The organism is Streptomyces sp. Edi2, assembly GCF_040253635.1.
Lineage (GTDB): Bacteria > Actinomycetota > Actinomycetes > Streptomycetales > Streptomycetaceae > Streptomyces.
This window is the reverse complement of the sequence record NZ_JBEJGX010000003.1, coordinates 8,135,942-8,153,846: the sequence shown is the minus strand read 5'-3', so window position 1 is coordinate 8,153,846 and position 17,905 is coordinate 8,135,942. Positions and strand designations below refer to the sequence as shown.

15 protein-coding genes are annotated in these 17,905 nt (G+C 66.7%); 9 read left to right on the top strand and 6 right to left on the bottom strand.

The window, feature by feature from the left end; all coding sequences use genetic code 11:
• Positions 1-156: 156 nt before the first annotated feature.
• Together ABR737_RS38980 and ABR737_RS38975 are read right to left on the bottom strand one after the other, a co-directional pair.
• The gene (locus ABR737_RS38980) at positions 157-450 is read right to left on the bottom strand and encodes a transposase (protein WP_502964444.1); all 294 of its coding nucleotides are present in this window, start codon (positions 448-450) and stop codon (positions 157-159) included.
• Positions 451-1,644: 1,194 nt separating this feature from the next.
• Positions 1,645-1,836 carry a hypothetical protein gene (locus ABR737_RS38975; RefSeq protein WP_350255882.1) on the bottom strand — a complete coding sequence of 64 codons (192 nt, stop codon included), beginning with the start codon at positions 1,834-1,836 and terminating at the stop codon, positions 1,645-1,647.
• A gap of 197 nt (positions 1,837-2,033) precedes the next feature.
• On the opposite strand from ABR737_RS38975, the gene ABR737_RS38970 reads away from it, so the two are divergent.
• The 3 genes from ABR737_RS38970 to ABR737_RS38960 all read left to right on the top strand — a co-directional run bounded on the left by ABR737_RS38970 (position 2,034) and on the right by ABR737_RS38960 (position 7,379).
• On the top strand, positions 2,034-2,513 hold the full coding sequence (locus ABR737_RS38970; protein ID WP_350255881.1) for a hypothetical protein: 480 nt from the start codon (positions 2,034-2,036) through the stop codon (positions 2,511-2,513).
• 106 nt (positions 2,514-2,619) lie between these two features.
• Positions 2,620-3,204 carry a hypothetical protein gene (locus tag ABR737_RS38965; RefSeq protein WP_350255880.1) on the top strand — a complete coding sequence of 195 codons (585 nt, stop codon included), beginning with the start codon at positions 2,620-2,622 and terminating at the stop codon, positions 3,202-3,204.
• A gap of 47 nt (positions 3,205-3,251) precedes the next feature.
• Positions 3,252-7,379 carry a golvesin C-terminal-like domain-containing protein gene (locus ABR737_RS38960; protein WP_502964443.1) on the top strand — a complete coding sequence of 1,376 codons (4,128 nt, stop codon included), beginning with the start codon at positions 3,252-3,254 and terminating at the stop codon, positions 7,377-7,379.
• Between the two features lie 56 nt (positions 7,380-7,435).
• Here ABR737_RS38960 and ABR737_RS38955 read toward each other — a convergent pair whose 3' ends face one another.
• The 3 genes from ABR737_RS38955 to ABR737_RS38945 all read right to left on the bottom strand — a co-directional run bounded on the left by ABR737_RS38955 (position 7,436) and on the right by ABR737_RS38945 (position 9,584).
• On the bottom strand, positions 7,436-8,002 hold the full coding sequence (locus ABR737_RS38955; RefSeq protein ID WP_350255878.1) for a hypothetical protein: 567 nt from the start codon (positions 8,000-8,002) through the stop codon (positions 7,436-7,438).
• 202 nt (positions 8,003-8,204) lie between these two features.
• Positions 8,205-9,019, bottom strand: a protein-coding gene (locus ABR737_RS38950; protein WP_190842255.1) for an IS5 family transposase whose coding sequence is annotated in 2 segments (ribosomal slippage) — positions 8,205-8,662 and positions 8,662-9,019 — 816 coding nt in all. Because the reading frame shifts where the segments join, the coding sequence is not laid out codon by codon here.
• A gap of 142 nt (positions 9,020-9,161) precedes the next feature.
• Positions 9,162-9,584 carry a secondary thiamine-phosphate synthase enzyme YjbQ gene (locus ABR737_RS38945; RefSeq protein WP_350255877.1) on the bottom strand — a complete coding sequence of 141 codons (423 nt, stop codon included), beginning with the start codon at positions 9,582-9,584 and terminating at the stop codon, positions 9,162-9,164.
• 144 nt (positions 9,585-9,728) lie between these two features.
• Here ABR737_RS38945 and ABR737_RS38940 point away from each other — a divergent pair, with 144 nt between their 5' ends.
• The 6 genes from ABR737_RS38940 to ABR737_RS38915 all read left to right on the top strand — a co-directional run bounded on the left by ABR737_RS38940 (position 9,729) and on the right by ABR737_RS38915 (position 16,171).
• Entirely contained in the window at positions 9,729-9,818 is a 90-nt protein-coding gene (locus ABR737_RS38940; protein ID WP_350255876.1) for a putative leader peptide, read from the top strand.
• Between the two features lie 482 nt (positions 9,819-10,300).
• Entirely contained in the window at positions 10,301-11,224 is a 924-nt protein-coding gene (locus ABR737_RS38935; protein WP_350255875.1) for an ABC transporter permease, read from the top strand.
• On the top strand, positions 11,197-12,075 hold the full coding sequence (locus ABR737_RS38930) for an ABC transporter ATP-binding protein (protein ID WP_350255874.1): 879 nt from the start codon (positions 11,197-11,199) through the stop codon (positions 12,073-12,075). The genes ABR737_RS38935 and ABR737_RS38930 overlap by 28 nt, the downstream gene beginning before the upstream one ends.
• Positions 12,076-12,468: 393 nt before the next feature.
• On the top strand, positions 12,469-13,521 hold the full coding sequence (locus ABR737_RS38925; protein WP_350255873.1) for an ABC transporter substrate-binding protein: 1,053 nt from the start codon (positions 12,469-12,471) through the stop codon (positions 13,519-13,521).
• Between the two features lies 1 nt (position 13,522).
• Positions 13,523-14,728, top strand: a complete 1,206-nt coding sequence (locus ABR737_RS38920) for an LLM class flavin-dependent oxidoreductase (RefSeq protein WP_350255872.1) — start codon at positions 13,523-13,525, stop codon at positions 14,726-14,728.
• A 171-nt stretch (positions 14,729-14,899) separates the two neighbouring features.
• Positions 14,900-16,171, top strand: a complete 1,272-nt coding sequence (locus ABR737_RS38915) for an NAD(P)-binding domain-containing protein (RefSeq protein ID WP_350255871.1) — start codon at positions 14,900-14,902, stop codon at positions 16,169-16,171.
• Positions 16,172-16,528: 357 nt separating this feature from the next.
• Here the strand turns inward: ABR737_RS38915 and ABR737_RS38910 are convergent, their stop codons facing one another.
• Positions 16,529-17,845 (bottom strand): MFS transporter, encoded by a 1,317-nt coding sequence (locus ABR737_RS38910; RefSeq protein WP_350257096.1) that lies wholly within the window; start codon positions 17,843-17,845, stop codon positions 16,529-16,531.
• Between the last annotated feature and the right edge of the window lie 60 nt (positions 17,846-17,905).

Genomic DNA, 17,905 nt, shown 5'->3' with positions numbered 1-17,905 from the left:
GCGGCAGACGACTTCGCTCCCCCAGGCCGGGCGCCACCACCCTTCGAAGCCGATCCAGTACCGAGGTCGGGCGGGCCGGCCCTCCTGGACTCCCGAGCTTCACGCTTGGGCGAATCGACGTACCCGACCCCGTCACGACGCGCCTCCACACACTGGTCACTGACCGCCTCCGCACAAGGGTGCTCCAGGCCCGGCGGGAGCTGCATGCCTTTCTCCCTTTTGGTCGGCTCGTTTCGGGATGGTGTGGCCGATGCCCCGTCGCCGCAGCCAGGTCCGGATGGCCTGGGAGCCGTAGCCCTTGTCGCCCACCACGTGGGCGGGCCGGACCCATGGCCGTCCCGGGCCGGTCCGGGGGACCCGGATCGCGTCCATCAGGGCGGTGAACTGGGTGCAGCCGTTGGTGTTACCGCCCGTGGCGAGGAAGGACGCGCCCCTCACCAGAACCCCCATCGACACCAGCCGACGGCGAGTCCCCACCTCTCACACGCGTCTCACAGACTGTGTGGACGCCCCCGGACTCAGGGCTCCGACATGGCCCTTGGGAGCGATTCCCTGATTCGGCTGGACGCCCCAGGACACGGGTTACAACCTGTGCCATGTGGTATCGCGAGGCCCGCTCGCCAGCACCACGGACCACTCACCGAGATCCGGACCAGGTGCGGACCAACTCGGCCTCGCACCAGACGTTTCCACCCTTTGCCGCAGGTCAGAAGCGAGGTCAGGCGTGTACCACCAACAGACGAAGAACTTGCTGGGCGTTCCGCACCCGTGGATCAGCGACACCACTTAACCCCACGAAACCCCCAGCGCCCTCGTCACTCACAGGACGGCGTTCGACGGGCCCGGCCAGCGACCGACCGACAAAAGTCGCTCCCCGGGAGGCAGGAAAGTCACCCCAGGAGCTCAACCGGACCCGACGGTCCGTATTACTCGTGTTCGTGTCCGCCAACCTCCGTTAAGGCAACCCGCACAATACTCGGTGACACCTGTCAGATCCGAGGCGCCTCGCATGTACGTCAAGTACAAGGAGACGGCACGGGGCGGGCTCGCGGTGAACATCATCGAGTGCTGAGGTTGTGGGCCCTGGCCAGCGCGTTCGTACCTTTCAGAGCTGTCAGGGCCTTCCCTGCTTACCCGGCGGAAAGTCCCTGGAATCTCCCAGGGACAGACGTGAAAGTCCCTGAAGAGTCCCCGGAATGCCCCCGGCCGGCGAGGGCCTCAGGGGAAGCCATCCGCCCTCTCAGCTGACCAACGCGTCAGAGTCAGCTGGGCACCTTTAGGTACGCCCCCGACGTTGCGGAGCCTCGGCGGCTGCTCCGGCCCGTACCCGTAACCCCGAACTGATAGGTGCTGCTGCGACCTGACAACGCTGGTGATCAATTCAACCACCGACTCGGAAGGCATAGGGATCACGACTTCGCCACGATCATTGCCCACCGACCGCCAAGCTCGGACTACGTCACGGCTGCGGGGTCAAGCCGAGGAAAGGACCACGGTCGTGGTCCCCGCGCATGCGGGGTTGGTCCCTGGCGTATGCGCTCGTTGGCCTCGGCGGCCTCCTCCTCCCCCCACACGCGAGGTTGCGCCCATGCGGTACAGGCGTGGAGAGCAAAGCAAGGACACTCTGTGGTGACCGGCGCCCGCTCATGCGATGACGCCCCAGCGAGGGGCCACCATGCACACCAGCACGCACACGTCCTGTACGTTCCAGACGGATTGACCGATGTGGAACTCCCGCTCGACTGCGGGCCGTACGAGAGCCGCGTTCAGCTCGGCCTCGCGTGGACAGCCCCGGACGAGCTGGCCGAGTGCGGCTACCAGCAGACCGTCCTCCAACTGATCTGCGACACAAGACGGTTCGCTGGCCGATGTGCTGAACCAGCTACCAACCCTTACCGCCACTGCGCGCGGTTCCCCGACGCGCACCGCACCTTGGGGGATTCCAGAAGCCGTCGGCAACTTGAGTGGAGCCGTGGCAGGATCCGATGCCAGCCATTCGCGTGCCATGCCCACCAAGTGAAGGACCTGGAATCTTGTTGAAGTCCATATCGCAGACAGCGCTGGCGGTCACCGCCTGCGCCCTCACCTTGACCGCCTGCACCTCCCCGCCGGCCAAGCCCGAAGCGCACCCGGTCGCCACCGCCACTGAGACAACCGCACCCGACTCCAGACCGTCGCCGCACTGCCCGCCGAAGAACCCCAAGGCCCCGACGCCCGTAGCGGAGAAGGACGGCGTACGCGTCGCCGCCCCAGTACGCCAGAAAGACACGAACGGCTTCCTCGTCGGCGTCGATGTGCCCAACTGCGGTCAAAAGGCAGCGCGGTACGAGGTCAACGTGCGACTGATCGGCCCGCGGGGCTACCTCGCATTCCTCCACGTCAAGACCGACACGGTGCAACCCGGACAGACCGTTTCCGGCGTCTACACGGCCCGTGACCAGGGCGGCACCAACGTCGAGGAAGGCAAAACTCCGCATGCGGTCATTTACAACGTCATCACCGAAAAACCATAAATCACAGGACATGCCTGTCCCCGGTCTGTAAGGCTCTACCCATCTGACCCACGAACAACAGATCGAATGCTCCTGGGTCAGGAGGGCTATCCTCAAGGGGGAATCAATGCGCATCCGACGAACCACCACCAAGTTAGTTCTCTCCATCCTGCTGCCCCTCGCCGCCACCGCGGCCATGGCCAGCCCGGCCTCCGCAGCACAAAACAAGACCACGAAGAACGCCGACGGTACCTACACCATCGAGTACAGCCCCGAAGAAGCCGAGAAGCTCTTCGCTCGGGAAAACGGCACCCCTCTCGACGCCCAGCCCCTCGCGGGAAGCAACGCCTGCGGCAGCGGCTACACCCACTCCGGCGGGGCACAGCGCATCACCGATTCAGGCGGCGTGCCGATACTCACCGCCTACTCCTGGTACAAGGACATCCCGAACAACGGCTTCTACGAGGACCCCACCTGCGGCCTCCTCTACTCCGAAGGCAACTACTCCGGCAAGTCGATGTACCTCAGCGCCACGCTGTGCGACAACTACGTCGACACACCCTGCGCCACCGACGCCGGCTATTTCGCCTCCTACGCCGGACCGGTCCGCCAGGCCAAGGGTTACTGCGGCAAGTACTACTTCTTCATGAAGAAGACGAAGACCAGCAGTGACCTTGCGCGCGGCAGCTTCACCGTCGGCGCCTGCAACTAGGAACCCAAGCCGCACCGCCCGCACCATGCGGGCGGTGCGGCTTGGTCATGCCCGGCTTCATCCCAAGGAGCGCAGTGAAACGATTAAGACGGCAGACCGCCGTGCGCCTGTGCACGGCCCTGGCCTTCGGGGCCACACTGATACCCCTGTCCTCACCCCAGGCGCAAGCCTCCGATCCACCCCCCAAGGGCGCGGCTCAGTGGCAGCAGCCCCAAACCCAGGACGTCGACAAGCCCACCGCCATCGACACCAAGGACCGCACCAGCATCCTCGGCAAGAATTACACGTCCTCCAAGGACACCGCGTTCACCACCTCCGGTGACGGAACCGGCCTCCACCTGCTGACCGCCAACGCCAGGGACGGCTACGCGTGGAAGACCGCAGCCACCTTGTCCGAGGACGGCTTCGACACCGACGCCTGGATCGGTAACGCCTGCGTCACCGGATCCGGGAAGTACGCCGCCGTCGCCTACGCCCCGCGCACCTTCACCAACAAGCCCGAGCTGATGGTGCGCGGCGCGTTCACCGCTGTCGTCAACCTGGCCACCGGCAAGGTCACCAAGCTGCCCTATCAGGCGACACTGGCCTACTTCTCCCCCGGCTGCGGAATCGGTGACAGCGCCGTTTTCTCCCAGCTCTCGCATGACGGCGACAAGAAGCAGCAGACCCGCCTGATCGCCGTCGACGCGGCCACCGGGAAGACCACCCGGCCCGTCACCTACCCGGGTCAGGTTGTCTCCGCCATCCCCACCAGCCACGGCATCATCGCCGCGCACGGCAAGGATCTCGTCAAGGCCGCGGCCGGCAAGCTCACCACCCTGGCAGTCGGCAACAACACTCCATTCCAGATCAAGACCGACGCGGACGGCGGCCTCACCTACATCGACCGCACCGCCGACACCGTCAAGAAGAACTCCATCAGCAGCGCCCGGCATCTGACCTCCGCGCAGATCACCAAGGGGCGTTCCACGCCGGTCACTCTCGCCAGCGGAAAACTCTCCGCCTGGGACCTGGACGCCTCAGCGAGCGGCACGGTGGTCATCACCGGGAAGGCCACCACCAAGAGAGCGCTGCCGAAGACGGTCAAGAACCCCGGCAAGATCGCCATGGGCGCCCGAATCTCCACCCATGGCCAGGCTGCGGTCACCACCGCATGGGCGGAGGGCAAAGACAGCCGGATCCGGCCCGAGGAAGCGCTGAGCGAACGCACCGCCCGCACCACACTGCACATCCTGGCCAGCGGGAAGAACGTCACCTTGGACGCCCACCCCGACGCTGCACGCCAGGACGCGGGCAGTGCGGGGAAGGCGCCCTCCCCCGCACTGCCCTCAGGCAAGAAAGCCACCAGCCTGTCCACGCAGACCGCACGCGCACAGGCCCTGGGCGCCGGCTCGCCCACCGACCCGGTCGAAAACGACCGCACGTGCTCCGTACCGCGCAACAACTACAAAAAGCAGGCGTTCCAGCCCACACCCCGCCAGGTCGAATGGGCTGTGGACCAGGCCGTTGTCGGCAAGCTGAACATCACCCGCTCCGCGAACTGGAAAAACACCGGCATGGGAAGCTACAGCCCCCAGGGCCTCTTCCCCGGCTTCGTACTCTCCGGTGACCCCAACCACAAACTCGACCCCGAAGACGCCAGCAACAACGACCACTGGCACATCCCCGCGCAGATCCTCCTCGGGATCACCGCGCAGGAATCCAACATGTGGCAGGCCACCCGCTACGCCGTGCCCGGCGTCACCGCCAACTCGCTCATCGGCAACTACTACGGCATCAAGTACAGCGCCGACGGCGACCAGCTCGACCCGTGGAAAATCGACTGGTCGAAGGCCGACTGCGGCTACGGCATCACCCAGGCCACCGACGGCATGCGTCTTCCCGACAAGGGACAGACCACCAAGACGCCCCTCGAACAGGAAGCCATCGCGCTGGACTACGCCGCCAACATCGCGGCCGGAGCACAGATCCTGTCCGAGAAGTGGAACGACACCTACGACGCGGGCCTGACCCTCAACGACGGCAAGCCCCAGTGGATCGAAAACTGGGTCTTCGCGCTGTGGGCCTACAACTCCGGTTTCCACCCCAAGGGCCAGGAAACCCACTGGGGTCTGGGCTGGACCAACAACCCGGCCAACCCGCTGTGGAAGTCCAACCGAGTCCCCTTCCTGGAAAGCGCCGCAGACCCCTCGAAGGACGACTACAGCCACGCTGCCCACCCCCAGGACTGGCCGTACGAGGAGAAGGTCATCGGCTGGGCCGCACGTCCCATCTCCGCGCTCTTCGCCCCCGGCGACTTCCAGGCCGGCTACCGTCCCGCCTGGTGGAACACCAACGGCTCCAGGCACGACTCCAAACCACCCGTCGACCTGTTCTGCGACACGTCCAACGCCTGTAACCCTGGCAAGATCGGCGAAGGCGATTCCAACGACGCGGGAAAGGGCGCCTGCACGCTGGATACAGGGGACGACAAGTCCAACCCGCACTGGCTGCACTGCTGGTGGAACAAAGCCGCACCCCAGTGGAAAGACTGCGGCGGGCTGTTTCCGGAATGCGGTAACGCCGTCCACCGTTTCAACACCACCTATCCCGAACAGCCCGATGGCAGCGCCTACCCGCCGCGCTGTTCCCATGGCCTCCCCTCGGGGAGCCTCGTCATCGACGACCTCCCGGCGGGCGCCATCCCAGCAGGCGACGGGTCACGACTCTGCGGTGCGATCTCCTCACATGGCACGTTCAAGTTCTCCTTCCCTGAGTGGAACGGCGCCTTCCCGTCCAAGATCGACACCCATCAGATCGGGGCCGGGTACCAGAACCACTTCTACTTCGCGCACACCCGCCAGCCTGAGTCCTACCCAGGCAACGCCGGGCGGATGAAGGCCACCGGCACCTGGACCCTGAACCAGAACATCGGCGGCTGGGCGCGGGCCTACGTGCACATCCCCGACCACGGGGCCCATACCCGCCAGGCTTCCTACGAAGTCGGTGGGGCCGACTCCTCCTCCAGCACCACCCGCGTCGTCCAGCAGCGCATCGGCAAGAACACCTGGGTCCCTCTGGGGGTCTTCAACTTCACCGGCAAGCCCAGCATCTCCTTGAGCAACTTCACCAAGGACGGCACCGGAAACGAAGACGTCGCCTGGGATGCCGTTGCCTTCCAGCCACTCCCGAAGAAGCCTGCCGACTTCGTGGTGGCCATGGGCGACTCCTTCTCCTCCGGCGAAGGCGCCTCGGACGGGAACGCCAACTATTACCCGGAGACCAACTACCGGGACGCGCAGAACAAGTCGGCCCGTGACGCCTGCCACCGCTCCGACAAGGCGTGGTCGCGTCAGGCGAAACTGCCAAGGGCCGGCAAGTCCATCGGGGAGCTGGCCGACGGACGGGATGCGTCACTCGACTACCACATGGTGGCCTGCTCCGGTGCACGCACCTACAACATCACCAAGAAGAATGAGTACGGGGAACTTCCCCAACTCGACTCGGGCTACCTCGACAAGAACACGACCTTGGTGACCATCTCGATCGGTGGCAACGACTCCCGGTTCACTCCGATCATCCAGGCGTGCATCCTCGCTGGGGACAACAACTGCGCTGACAGCCCCTTCAAGGACCACGACGAGGACATCGACGCCACCCCGAACGAGAACCGTGACGGCAGATATCAGGACAAGCCCATGAAGGAAGCCGTCCCCGGTTTGATCTCCGACCTGGTCCGCACCGACATTACTTCCGCCCTGCAGAAGATTCACGAGAAGGCGCCCAACGCGAAGATCACGCTCGTGGGTTACCCGGAGCTGATCGCCGGGGATGCGAGCTGCATCAAGCTCAATGTGCTCCTGCCGTATGGCATCTCACCGCAGTCGAACATATGGCTCAAGAGTGTGGCCAAAACGCTGGCGACGCAGATGGAAGGAGCGGCGGCGGACGCGAAGGCAAAGGGTATCACCGTCCAGTACGCCAACCCCATCTCCGAGTTCTCCGGAAAGGGAATCTGCGGTGATCCGGAGTCGATCCACGGCATCGTTTTGAAGACGGTCGACAGCGACGAACCGAAGATCGACTTCCCTCTCCTCGGGGAGTACGGCCTGTCGGCCCAGTCCTTCCACCCCAAGATCGGCGGCGCACGCCTGTACGCCAACGTCCTGGAGAGGAGCCTGAACGGTTGGTATTGAGCCGCTAGCCTGACAGCGTGCCCCGGCCGGATCAACGGCCGGGGCACGGTGCTTTATCACGAAGAGGGAGACCAGTCACCTTCGTGGCAGTATCGCTTGCCATCATCGCTCTTCTCGCAGTAGAAGTAGTCTTCGCTCTGCTCCAGGGTGAAGAGTCCAGGCTTCTTGGGAGTCCAGGTCAGCCTCACATTGTGCATGCGGTATTTCTCAATCAAGTGCGTATCGCCGATAATGTAATCGGCCTCGCCGCATACGCCGTGCTTCGGGGGACTCCACTTGACCACCTCGGGATGTTTCCGTGCAGCGCACACCACCTCGGCCGGACTCAGGCGCGTCGAATACGTGGAAGTGATCTTCACCTTGCAGTTGACCTCAGGGGCATCCGCCGGATTCGGGTCGAGGTTCGGCGCCTTCTCCTCGCAGCCCTTCTCTACCGTGCGGTCCTTGAGCGCTAAACCGTCGATGGCCTTGTCGAAGTTCTCCGCAACGCCCATCATGCGCTTTTCCGTCACTTCTTCTGCGCGGTTGGCATCTTTGCGGTCTTGCGCTGATATGCCGGTGCCGCATCCTGCGAGAGTCAGCGCCGCGGCTGCTACGACAGATCGTGCTATCCGCTTCCGCACCAGGATCCTCCGTTATGTGGTGTACGTGCATGCAGTTCGTCAAGCATTCCTCTATTGTCCACGGAGCCGTCGCTGTCGATCAGGAAGTTCCGGCTTCGGGTCAGATGATGACGTGAAGGGCGGTGTTCTCCCACCCATCGGCACCGTCGAAGTACTCTCCATGGTTTCACTTGGAGGGCTCCATCCTCACTAAGAGCGTGTCCTACATGGTCAGTTTGAGGAACCGCTTGTAGCAGCAGAGAGCGGATGCCAGTCCGAGAAAGGCCAGGTAGTTGCCTGGTTTCCGCTCGTAGCGGTGGTTGAGGCGGCGGTAGCCGGTCAGCCAGGACATGGTGCGTTCGATGACCCACCTGCGACGGCCGAGCCGCTCGCTGGAGTCGATGCCCTTGCGGGCGATACGGATGCCGATGCGTTTGCCCCACAGCCAACGCCGCAGGTGAGGGATGTCGTACGCCTTGTCTGCATGAAGGCGCGCGGGTTTGGAGTCGGCCGCGTGGGATTCGTGTCCCATGTGGAAATGGGACAGCATCGGCTTCAGAGCGAGGCTGTCGTGGATGTTGGCCGCGGAGAGCGCGACCCGTAGGGGCAGTCCGTTCGCGTCGGACAGGACATGCATCTTGGAACCGGGCTTACCTCGGTCCACGGGGCTCGGGCCTGCAAGTGCGCCCCCTTTTTAGCCCTCACGTGGGCGGAATCGAGGACCGCACGGGACAGGTCGACCAGGTTCTGCTCATCCAGAAGCTGGAGAACCTTCTGATGCAGTCGGCCCCAGACCCCGGCACGAGACCAGATGGCGAAGCGGCGGTGCACGGTCGACTTCGACGCTCCGAAGCACGGCGGCAACGCCCGCCAGGCACAGCCGCTGACCAGGACGTAGATGATCGCGGCAAACACCGCCTCATCATCGATGTTCGCGACCCCGCCGCCCTGCGGACGAACCCGCGCCGCCGGCAGCAACGGTCTTGCCAACTCCCACAAGCCGTCCGGAACGATCCATCCCCACCGTCCACTCCCCATGTCCAGCACAACCGCCAACTGACCATGTAGGACACGCTCTTAACCCTCACGAAACCCCAGCGCCCTCGTCACTCACAGATGGCGTTCGACGGGCTCGGCCAGCGACCGACCGACAAGACTTGCTCCTGGGGAGGCAGGGAAGTCACCCCAGGAAGCTCAACCGGACCCGACGGTCCGTGTTACTCGTGTTCGTGTCGACCAAGCAGACGGACTGCCAGGTGCCGAGGGACAGGCGGCCCCCGATGACGGGGAGGGTGGCGTGGGGTGGGACGAGGGCCGGGAGGACGTGGTCGCGGCCGTGGCCTGGGGTGCCGTGGCGGTGACGCCAGCGGTTGTCTGCGGGGAGGAGGTCGTGCAGGGCCGCCAGGAGGTCTTCGTCACTGCCTGCGCCGGTTTCCAGGACGGCGATGCCGGCGGTGGCATGCGGAACGAAGACGTTCAGCAGGCCGTCGCGGCCGTCTGCCGTCTCCCGGAGGAATGCGGCGCAGTCGGCGGTGAGGTCGGTGACGGTCTCCGACGAGCCTGTGGTGACGTCGAGGGTGCGGGTGGTGAATGCGGTGCTCATGGGTCCATTTTGGTACGGACGACCTGCCCAGGTCCGCACCCCCGCGGGCCTCTTCCGCCATGCTGCTCAATACTCCGGCAACAAAGGTCCACCAGCCGAGATGACGTTTGACCCCTCTCGCGGCACACCGCTACGTTCAACGACATGCCTACATCAGCCCAGCTCACCACGCGCGGTCATATCGACCTGCTGCGGGTGGCCTCTGCCGCGTGTCACCGCGGCGGCTGTTGTTGAGGCCTTTGCGTCGCCATTGCTGACGTCGTTGGTGAAGTAGTCGCTGAAGTTGTTGGTGAGGGCGTTCTAGGGTTCGCTTTCGCGGCGCTTTGGGGCCGGCGTTCGGCTCGCTGCGGCTGTGCGTGGTCGTTTTGAGGATTTCTGCTTTTCTGTCTGCCTTGGTGGGGCCTGGATTCCGTCCGTGGCTTCTCGGGTGGTTGGGTTGCCGTAGAGCGTTGCGGTGTTGACGACTGCCGGAAGCCCGGGTGCCGGAGTCCGGATGCCGGTCTGACGCGCGGTGGCTTCGGCAGCGATCCCGGCGGCGGCTTCGGCAGCGATCTGGAAGCGATTTCGGTGGTGGTCTTGTTGCCGGCGGGTGGGCGCTGTGTTGTCGTGCAGCCGGGGCATGCGGATTTCCTTTCTTCTTCCCGCTCAACGTTCTCTTCCCTCCCTTTTCTTCCCCTGTTCTCCCCCCCTGCCATCCCCCTCCTCGTGGAGTATTGATGACTGTTGATCAGGCCGTGGTGCACCATGCGCCGCCCGATATATCCGCTGAAGCAGCCGCGCCGTCGCTGACGAAGGGAGTGGGGGCGAGGCCCAATTCCGGGATCGGTGCCGGTGGGCCCGAGTTGGTGCGTGTCGATCCGGTATCCGGGCGCCGGTGGTCGGTGCCGCGGTGGCTGCGCCGTACGGTGGGGCCGGTCGCGTTGCTGGTGTTGTGGCAGGTACTCAGTGCCAGCGGCGCCCTGGAGGCCGAGATCCTGGCGTCGCCCGGGGCCATCGCCGCGACCGCCGACGACCTGGTCTCGGACGGGACGCTGCCGTCGGCGATGCTGGTTTCCCTTCAACGGGTCGCGGTCGGGCTGTTGTTGGGCGGTGTGATCGGTGTGGCGCTGGCGCTGGCGTCGGGGCTTTCGCGGCTCGGTGAGGATTTGGTCGACGCGACCGTGCAGATGCTGCGTTCCATTCCCTGGGTGGGCGTGATTCCGCTGTTCATCATCTGGCTGGGCATCGGAGAGGCACCCAAGATTGCGTTGATCTCGCTGGGTGTGGCTTTCCATCTGTATCTGAATGTCTATGCCGGAATCCGTGGCGTCGATGCCCAGTTGGTGGAGGCAGGCCAGTCCCTCGGACTGAGTCGGTGGGGCCTCATCCGGCATGTCGTACTACCCGGCGCGCTGCCTGGTGCCATGACCGGGCTGCGCTATTCGCTGGCCACCGCGTGGCTCGCACTGGTCTTCGGTGAACAGGTCAACGCCGACGACGGCCTCGGCTTCCTGATGAACCAGGCCAGGGAATTCTTCCGCACCGACGTGATCGTGGTGTGCCTCGTGGTCTACGCGATTCTCGGGCTCATTGCCGATTTCCTCGTCCGTACCTTTGAAAGGCTGCTGCTGCAATGGCGACCGACATTCACGGGTCAGTGACCGATACCGAGCAGGGACGGCAGGTCACGCGTGCCGGGCTCTCCGGTTCCGCCGTACGGATCGGCGGGTTGGTGCGGTCCTTCGGCGGACGGGCCGTAATCGACGGTCTTGACCTGTCCCTTCAGCCGGGCGAGTTCGTGGCGTTGCTCGGGCGCAGTGGTTGCGGTAAGTCGACCTTGCTGCGGGTCCTGGCCGGGCTCGACCAGGAAATCGACGGTGAGGTGCTGGTGCCGCGCCGCAAGGCCGTGGCGTTCCAGGCGCCGCGCCTGATGCCCTGGAAGCGGGTCTGGCGGAATGTGCTGCTGGGGCTGCCGGGCCGCCAGGAACGCGACGTCGCAGTAAGGGCGTTGGAGGAGGTCGGGCTCGGCCATCGGGCCGATGCCTGGCCCAAGACACTCTCCGGCGGCGAGGCCCAGCGTGCGTCACTCGCGCGTGCGCTGGTGCGGGAGCCGGACCTGCTGCTGCTCGACGAGCCGTTCGGTGCCCTCGACGCACTGACCCGGATCAAGGCCCAGCGCCTGGTGGCCGAGTTGTGGCAGGAGCGCGGTTGCGCGGTGCTGCTGGTGACCCACGATGTGGAGGAGGCTCTGCTGCTCGCGGACCGGGCACTGGTGATGGAGGACGGCCGGATCGCGTACGAGACCACGGTGGATCTGCCGCGACCGCGCACTCTCTCCGATCCACGCTTCGGCGCGTTGCGCGCCCGGTTGCTCGACCGCCTCGGTGTGGAGGACCAGGACAGCGAGGACAGCGAGGACGGTACGGAAGACGGTGAGGGTTCTGGCGCGGTCGCGGGCGGTTCGGCGGGCGTCGGCTCCCGTGCGGCCGGCGACTCCCCCGCTGCTGCCTGACCCCGTCACGGAGGGAACGGTCGGCAACCAGCCGTCGTAGCTGGACGGTCGCCGGCCTTCACCCGATGCCTGGTGCCTGGTGCCTGGCGCTCGGTGCCCGGCGCTCGCTATCCGTAGCCCGTAGCCCGACGCCCAACGCCCGATGCCCGACGCCCGACGCCCGACCTCCGCGACCCGATGTCCGTGGCCCGATTGCCGACGCCTACGGGCCGATGCCCGACACCGGATGCCCGACCCTCAATCTCCGCGACCCGACGCCCCATGCTCAACACCTCCCCCGCACCGCCCACTCCCCTCACCCATTCCAGCCCGCACCACCCACTCCCCTCAACCATTCCAGCCCGCACCACCCCACCCCGCCCCCACCTCCCCCCGAAGGAAACGGACTGCCCCATGAGAGCTCGCCCCATCGCCCCAGCCGCCGCCCTGCTGCTCCCGCTCGCCCTGCTGCTGGCCGCCTGCGGGGGTGGTTCGTCGGGGGCCAATGGGGCCGGCGGGGGTACCGGCAGCGGTACCGACGGCAAGGGGTCGCTGACCCTCAACGTCGGTGACCAGAAGGGGGGTTCGGAGGCGCTGCTACGGGCCGCCGGCGAACTGGACGACCTGCCGTACAAGATCAAGTGGTCGACCTTCACCTCGGGGCCGCCGCTGCTGGAGGCGATCAACGCGGGGGCGGTGGATGTCGGTGCGGTCGGCAACACCCCGCCCGTGTTCGCCGCGGCGGCGAAGTCGAAGATCAAGGTGATCGCCGGGACGCACAGCAGGTCGGACGGTGAGTCGATCCTGGTGAAGAAGGGGTCGCCCCTCAAGCGGCCGGCACAGCTGAAGGGCAAGTCCATCGCCGTTGCCCAGGGCAGCTCCGCGCACTATCAGCTCATTGCCTCGCTGAAGAAGGCCGGGCTGACCTCGAAGGACGTCACGCTCAACTACCTCCAGCCGGCCGATGCGCTCGCCGCGTTCACCCGGGGGAAGGTGGATGCCTGGGCAGTGTGGGACCCGTACACCTCGCAGGCACTGGACCAGGCCGACGCCCGGGTACTGACCACGGGGCAAGGGGTCGTCAACGGGCTGAGCTTTCAGGTGGCCGCGCCTGCCGCCCTGGACGACAAGAAGAAGGCGGCGGCGCTCAAGGACTACACGGACCGGTTGCGGCGCGCGCAGAACTGGGTGTTCAAGCATCCCGGAGTCTGGGCGAAGGCCTGGGCGAAGGAGACCGGGCTGCCGGACAAGGTGGCGCTGGACGCGGTCAAGCGCACCAGGGGTACGGCGGTCGCGGTCGCCGTGGACAAGGCCGCCATCGCCTCCGAGCAGCAGATCGTCGACTCGTTCGCGGCGCTGAAGCTGATTCCCCGCTCCTTCGACTTCGGGCAGTTCGTCGATCCCCGTTTCAACGGTGACCTGCCGCCTTCGGGCACGGCGCCGCGTACCTATGGAAAGGCTCAGTGAAATGTCCGTACACCTGCATTGGTTCCTGCCGACCGGCGGAGACGGGCGGACCCTCGTCGACCGCCACGCCTACACCGACGGCGGCATCAGGCGTGACCGCATCACCCCGGTCAGCGGGGTACGGGCCCCTGACATCGAATATCTGGCGCAGATCGCCAAGGCTGCCGAGCAGTTGGGGTTCGAGGCGGTGCTCACGCCGACCGGTACGTGGTGCGAGGACGCCTGGCTGACGACGGTGGCGCTCACCCAGGTCACCGAGCGGTTGAAGTTCCTGGTCGCCTTCCGGCCGGGAGTGATCTCGCCGGTGCTGGCGGCACAGATGGCCGCCACCTATCAGCGGATCTCGCGCGGGCGGCTGTTGCTGAATGTGGTGACCGGGGGTGATTCGACCGAGCAGAAGCGGTTCGGCGATCATCTCGGCCATGACCGGAGGTACGCCCGTACGGATGAGTTTCTGCAGGTCGTACGTGGAGTGTGGGGCGGCGCGCCGTTCGACTTCCAGGGTGAGCACTATCAGGTCGAGGGCGGTCTGACGGCGCTGCCGCCGGATCCGCTGCCGCAGATCTTCTTCGGCGGCTCGTCCGCTGCCGCCGGTCCGGTCGCTGCCCGGAATGTGGATGTGTACCTCACCTGGGGAGAGCCGCCCGAGGAGGTCAAGCAGAAGATCGACTGGATACGCGGGCTGGCGGAGAAGGAGGGGCGTACGGTCCGGTTCGGCATCCGGTTGCACACGATCTCCCGGGACTCCGCCAAGGAGGCCTGGGCGACCGCCGGCCGGCTGCTCGACGACCTCGATCCGGCGACGGTCGCGGCCGCACAACAGGCGCTGAGCAAGAGCGAGTCGGTGGGTCAGCAGCGGATGCTGGCACTGCACGGCGGCTCGCGCGACAAGCTGGAGATCTCACCCAATCTGTGGGCGGGTGTGGGGCTGGTGCGGGGCGGGGCAGGCACTGCTCTGGTCGGCAGTCACGCCGAGGTGGCCGACCGGATCGAGGAGTACCACTCCCTGGGCATCGAGCACTTCGTGCTCTCCGGCTATCCGCATCTGGAGGAGGCGTACTGGTTCGGCGAGGGCGTACGGCCGGAACTTGCCGCCCGCGGGCTGCTGGATGCGGGCCCTTCTCCCCTGGCGGGCGTACCGGCCGCCCATGGCCGTCCGGCGTCCGCACCGGGTGGGGCGCCGCTGCTGATCGCGGGTGGGCGCTGAGTTTGGGTGCCCGTGGGGCGTGGGGCCGTGGGGCCGTGGGGCGTGAGCTGAGCCGTGAGGCGTGAGCCGTGGGCCGTGGGCCGTGAGGCAGGGTGGGAAACGGCTCACGCCTCGCGGAAGGCCCCCGCACCTCGCGGGAAGACAACCACCCCTCACCTCGTTAGATGAAACATGAACTACCCCGGGGTGCGCGAGGCCGCGGCCGAGACCGACGTCGTGACCGAAGTCGACGTCGTGGTGATCGGTGCCGGGCAGGCCGGGTTGGCCGCCGCGTTTCATCTGCGGCGGGCCGGCTATGCGCCGGACCGCGACTTCGTGGTGCTCGATCACTCGCCGCGCCCCGGGGGTGCCTGGCAGTTCCGGTGGCCCTCGCTCACGTACGCGAAGGTGCACGGGATGCATGCACTGCCGGGCATGGAACTGACCGGTGCCGATCCGCGACGCCCGTCGTCCGAGGTGATCGGCGCGTACTTCGAGCGTTACGAGCAGGCCTTCGGGCTGCGGGTGCACCGGCCGGTGAGCGTGACGGCGGTGCGGGATGGCGGTGGGCCCCCCTGGACCGAGCCTGTCGGGGCCATGGGGGCCGTCGGGGCCATGGGGGCCCTGGGGGCCCTGGAGAGAAGGCGGCTGCTGGTCGAAACCTCGGAGGGGACCTACGCGGCGCGGGCGCTGATCAATGCGACCGGGACCTGGGACCGGCCGTTCTGGCCGCGATTTCCCGGGCAGGGGACATTTGGCGGCCGTCAGCTGCACAGCTCTGCCTACAACGGGCCGGAGAGCTTCCGTGACACGCGGGTCGTGGTCGTGGGCGGCGGGACCTCTGCCGTCCAGCAGTTGATGGAGATCGCGCCGGTCGCGGCCGCCACGACCTGGGTGACCCGCCGGCCGCCGGTGTTCCGCGAGGGGCCGTTCGGCGCGGAACAGGGGCGGGCCGCGGTCGCCCTGGTGGAGGAGCAGGTCAGGCAGGGGTTGCCGCCGCGGAGCGTGGTGAGCGTGACCGGGCTATCGATGACCGAGGCCGTCCGGCAGGCCCGGGAGAGCGGCGTACTGGAGCGGCTGCCGCTCTTCGAGCGCCTTACCCCCACGGGCGTGCGCTGGCACGACGGACGCACCGCCGAGGCCGACGTGATCCTTTACGCCACGGGCTTTCGTGCCGCCCTCGACCATCTCGCCCCGCTGCATCTGCGCGAACCAGGCGGCGGCATCCGGATGGACGGCACCCACACGCTGCGCGATCCACGGATCCACCTCGTCGGTTACGGGCCATCGGCGAGCACCATCGGCGCCAACCGCGCGGGACGTGCCGCGGTCGGCGACCTCCGCCGACTGCTCGCCACGCCTACGCGGTCACGAGCTCGACCACGACCGCAACCAGCCCATGCGGCACCACACCACAACCGCCCTCCCCAGGAGCCTCTCCCCGCACACGTTCAGGCGAACTGACGACCCCGTGAGCATCTGTTCGTCGGTGCGCATGATCGAAAAGGGAAGGGCTTCAATTGACTCATTGCAACGGGCGATGATGACGGGGCGCGAGCGGCGGGCTGCAGACCGTTACCACGCCTCCGGCCCAAACCCCTTGCTGGGCCGGAGAGTTGAGTCCCACAACTTCAAGGAGAAGATCCCGATGGACATCCTCACCGCTCTCTTGGCCCACGTCCTCCACCTCGTGGGTTGGCTCATCTGACAGGCCTCATCCCCAAGGCGCCGCCCCTCCCCGTCCCGGGAGGGGCGGCGCTTTTCTGTGTTCCCGTTCCTCGAACCTCGTTCCTTTGGTCCCGTTCCCCCGTTCCCTCCCGGCTACTTCTCCAGCTTCCGCCTGGAGGTCTCCGGAAGCGTCAGATAGACGAGGAACGAGACGAAGCACAGCACGGCCACGTACCACGGAAAGAGGTCGGCGTGGCCGGCCTGCTTGAACCAGGTGCCCACATAGGGGGCCGTGCCGCCGAAGAGGGCCACGGTGAGCGAGTACGGGAAGCCGATACCGGCGGCACGCACCCGCGCGGGGAACACCTCGGCGTTCACGGCCGCGGCGACCGCGGTGTAGCCGGTGAGCAGCACCATGCCCGCACACTGCACCAGCAGCAGCGAGGCGAACGTATCGGTGACCAGGTGCAGCAGCGGTACCACGAGGACGGCGAAGCCCAGCGAGAAGCCGAGCAGCAGCGGTTTGCGGCCGATGCGGTCCGAGAGCATGCCGCCCAGCGGCTGGAGCAGGGCGAAGAAGGCGAGCGAGAGGGTGCCGACGGTGAGCGCATCGCCCTTGTCGAAGCCTGCGTTGACCTGCGCGTAGGTGGGCAGGTAGGTCGTCCAGGTGTAGTAGGCGATGGTGCCGCCCGCGGTGATGCCGCAGATCAGCAGGGACTGGCGGGGGTAGCGGCGCAGCGCCTCGAAGAGTCCGGGCCGGTCTGCCGCCTCGGGGGAGGCGTCAAGAGCTTGGGGAAGGGTCTCCTGGGCACCGCGACGGATCCACAGCCCCAGCAGACTCAGCAGCGCGCCGATGAGGAACGGCACCCGCCAGCCCCACTGCCCCATCTGGCGCTCGCTGAGCAGCGCCACGAGCAGCGCCGCGGTCCCGGAGGCCAGCAGTTGGCCGAGTGTCGTGGACACGTACTGGAAGCTGGAGAACAGGCCGCGCCTGCCCGGTCCCGCCGATTCGACGAGGAAGGTCGTGGAGGCCGCGAACTCACCGCCCACCGACAGGCCCTGCACCAGACGGGCGATGACCAGGACGAAGGGTGCCAGCAGGCCGGTGGCCCCGTAGGTGGGGGTGAGCGCGACCAGCAGGCTGCCGCCGCCCATCAGCAGGATGGTCAGCGTCAGTGCGGTCCGCCGGCCGCGGCGGTCGGCGATCGCGCCCATCAGCAGTCCGCCGACCGGGCGCATGAAGAAGCCGACCGCGAAGACGGCGAAGGTGGAGAGCAGCGGCACCAGCGAATTGCCGGCGCCCTGGGGGAAGACCTGCCCCGCGAAGTAGACCGCGAGGAAGGAGTAGGCGTACCAGTCGTACCACTCGACGGCGTTGCCGATGGAGGCTGCGGCCAGCTGCCGCAGCCGTGACGGTGGGCGGGCATCGTTCGGTGCCTGATCCTTGGCTATGTGCTCGGCACTCGACATGGTCCTCCGCTCCTGGTTCTTCTCGTTGGCCTGCTGCTGGGGCAGGATGAGCCGCCAGGT

What these genes read in the sequence shown, in the direction of transcription:
- ABR737_RS38965 (WP_350255880.1), top strand. Translation starts at nt 2,620, where the DNA reads ATGCGCATCCGACGAACCACCACCAAGTTAGTTCTCTCCATCCTGCTG.
- ABR737_RS38925 (WP_350255873.1), top strand. Translation starts at nt 12,469, where the DNA reads ATGAGAGCTCGCCCCATCGCCCCAGCCGCCGCCCTGCTGCTCCCGCTC.
- ABR737_RS38910 (WP_350257096.1), bottom strand. Translation starts at nt 17,845, where the DNA reads ATGTCGAGTGCCGAGCACATAGCCAAGGATCAGGCACCGAACGATGCC.
- ABR737_RS38920 (WP_350255872.1), top strand. Translation starts at nt 13,523, where the DNA reads ATGTCCGTACACCTGCATTGGTTCCTGCCGACCGGCGGAGACGGGCGG.
- ABR737_RS38915 (WP_350255871.1), top strand. Translation starts at nt 14,900, where the DNA reads ATGAACTACCCCGGGGTGCGCGAGGCCGCGGCCGAGACCGACGTCGTG.
- ABR737_RS38980 (WP_502964444.1), bottom strand. Translation starts at nt 450, where the DNA reads ATGGGGGTTCTGGTGAGGGGCGCGTCCTTCCTCGCCACGGGCGGTAAC.
- ABR737_RS38930 (WP_350255874.1), top strand. Translation starts at nt 11,197, where the DNA reads ATGGCGACCGACATTCACGGGTCAGTGACCGATACCGAGCAGGGACGG.
- ABR737_RS38935 (WP_350255875.1), top strand. Translation starts at nt 10,301, where the DNA reads ATGACTGTTGATCAGGCCGTGGTGCACCATGCGCCGCCCGATATATCC.
- ABR737_RS38940 (WP_350255876.1), top strand. Translation starts at nt 9,729, where the DNA reads ATGCCTACATCAGCCCAGCTCACCACGCGCGGTCATATCGACCTGCTG.
- ABR737_RS38945 (WP_350255877.1), bottom strand. Translation starts at nt 9,584, where the DNA reads ATGAGCACCGCATTCACCACCCGCACCCTCGACGTCACCACAGGCTCG.
- ABR737_RS38960 (WP_502964443.1), top strand. Translation starts at nt 3,252, where the DNA reads ATGCCCGGCTTCATCCCAAGGAGCGCAGTGAAACGATTAAGACGGCAG.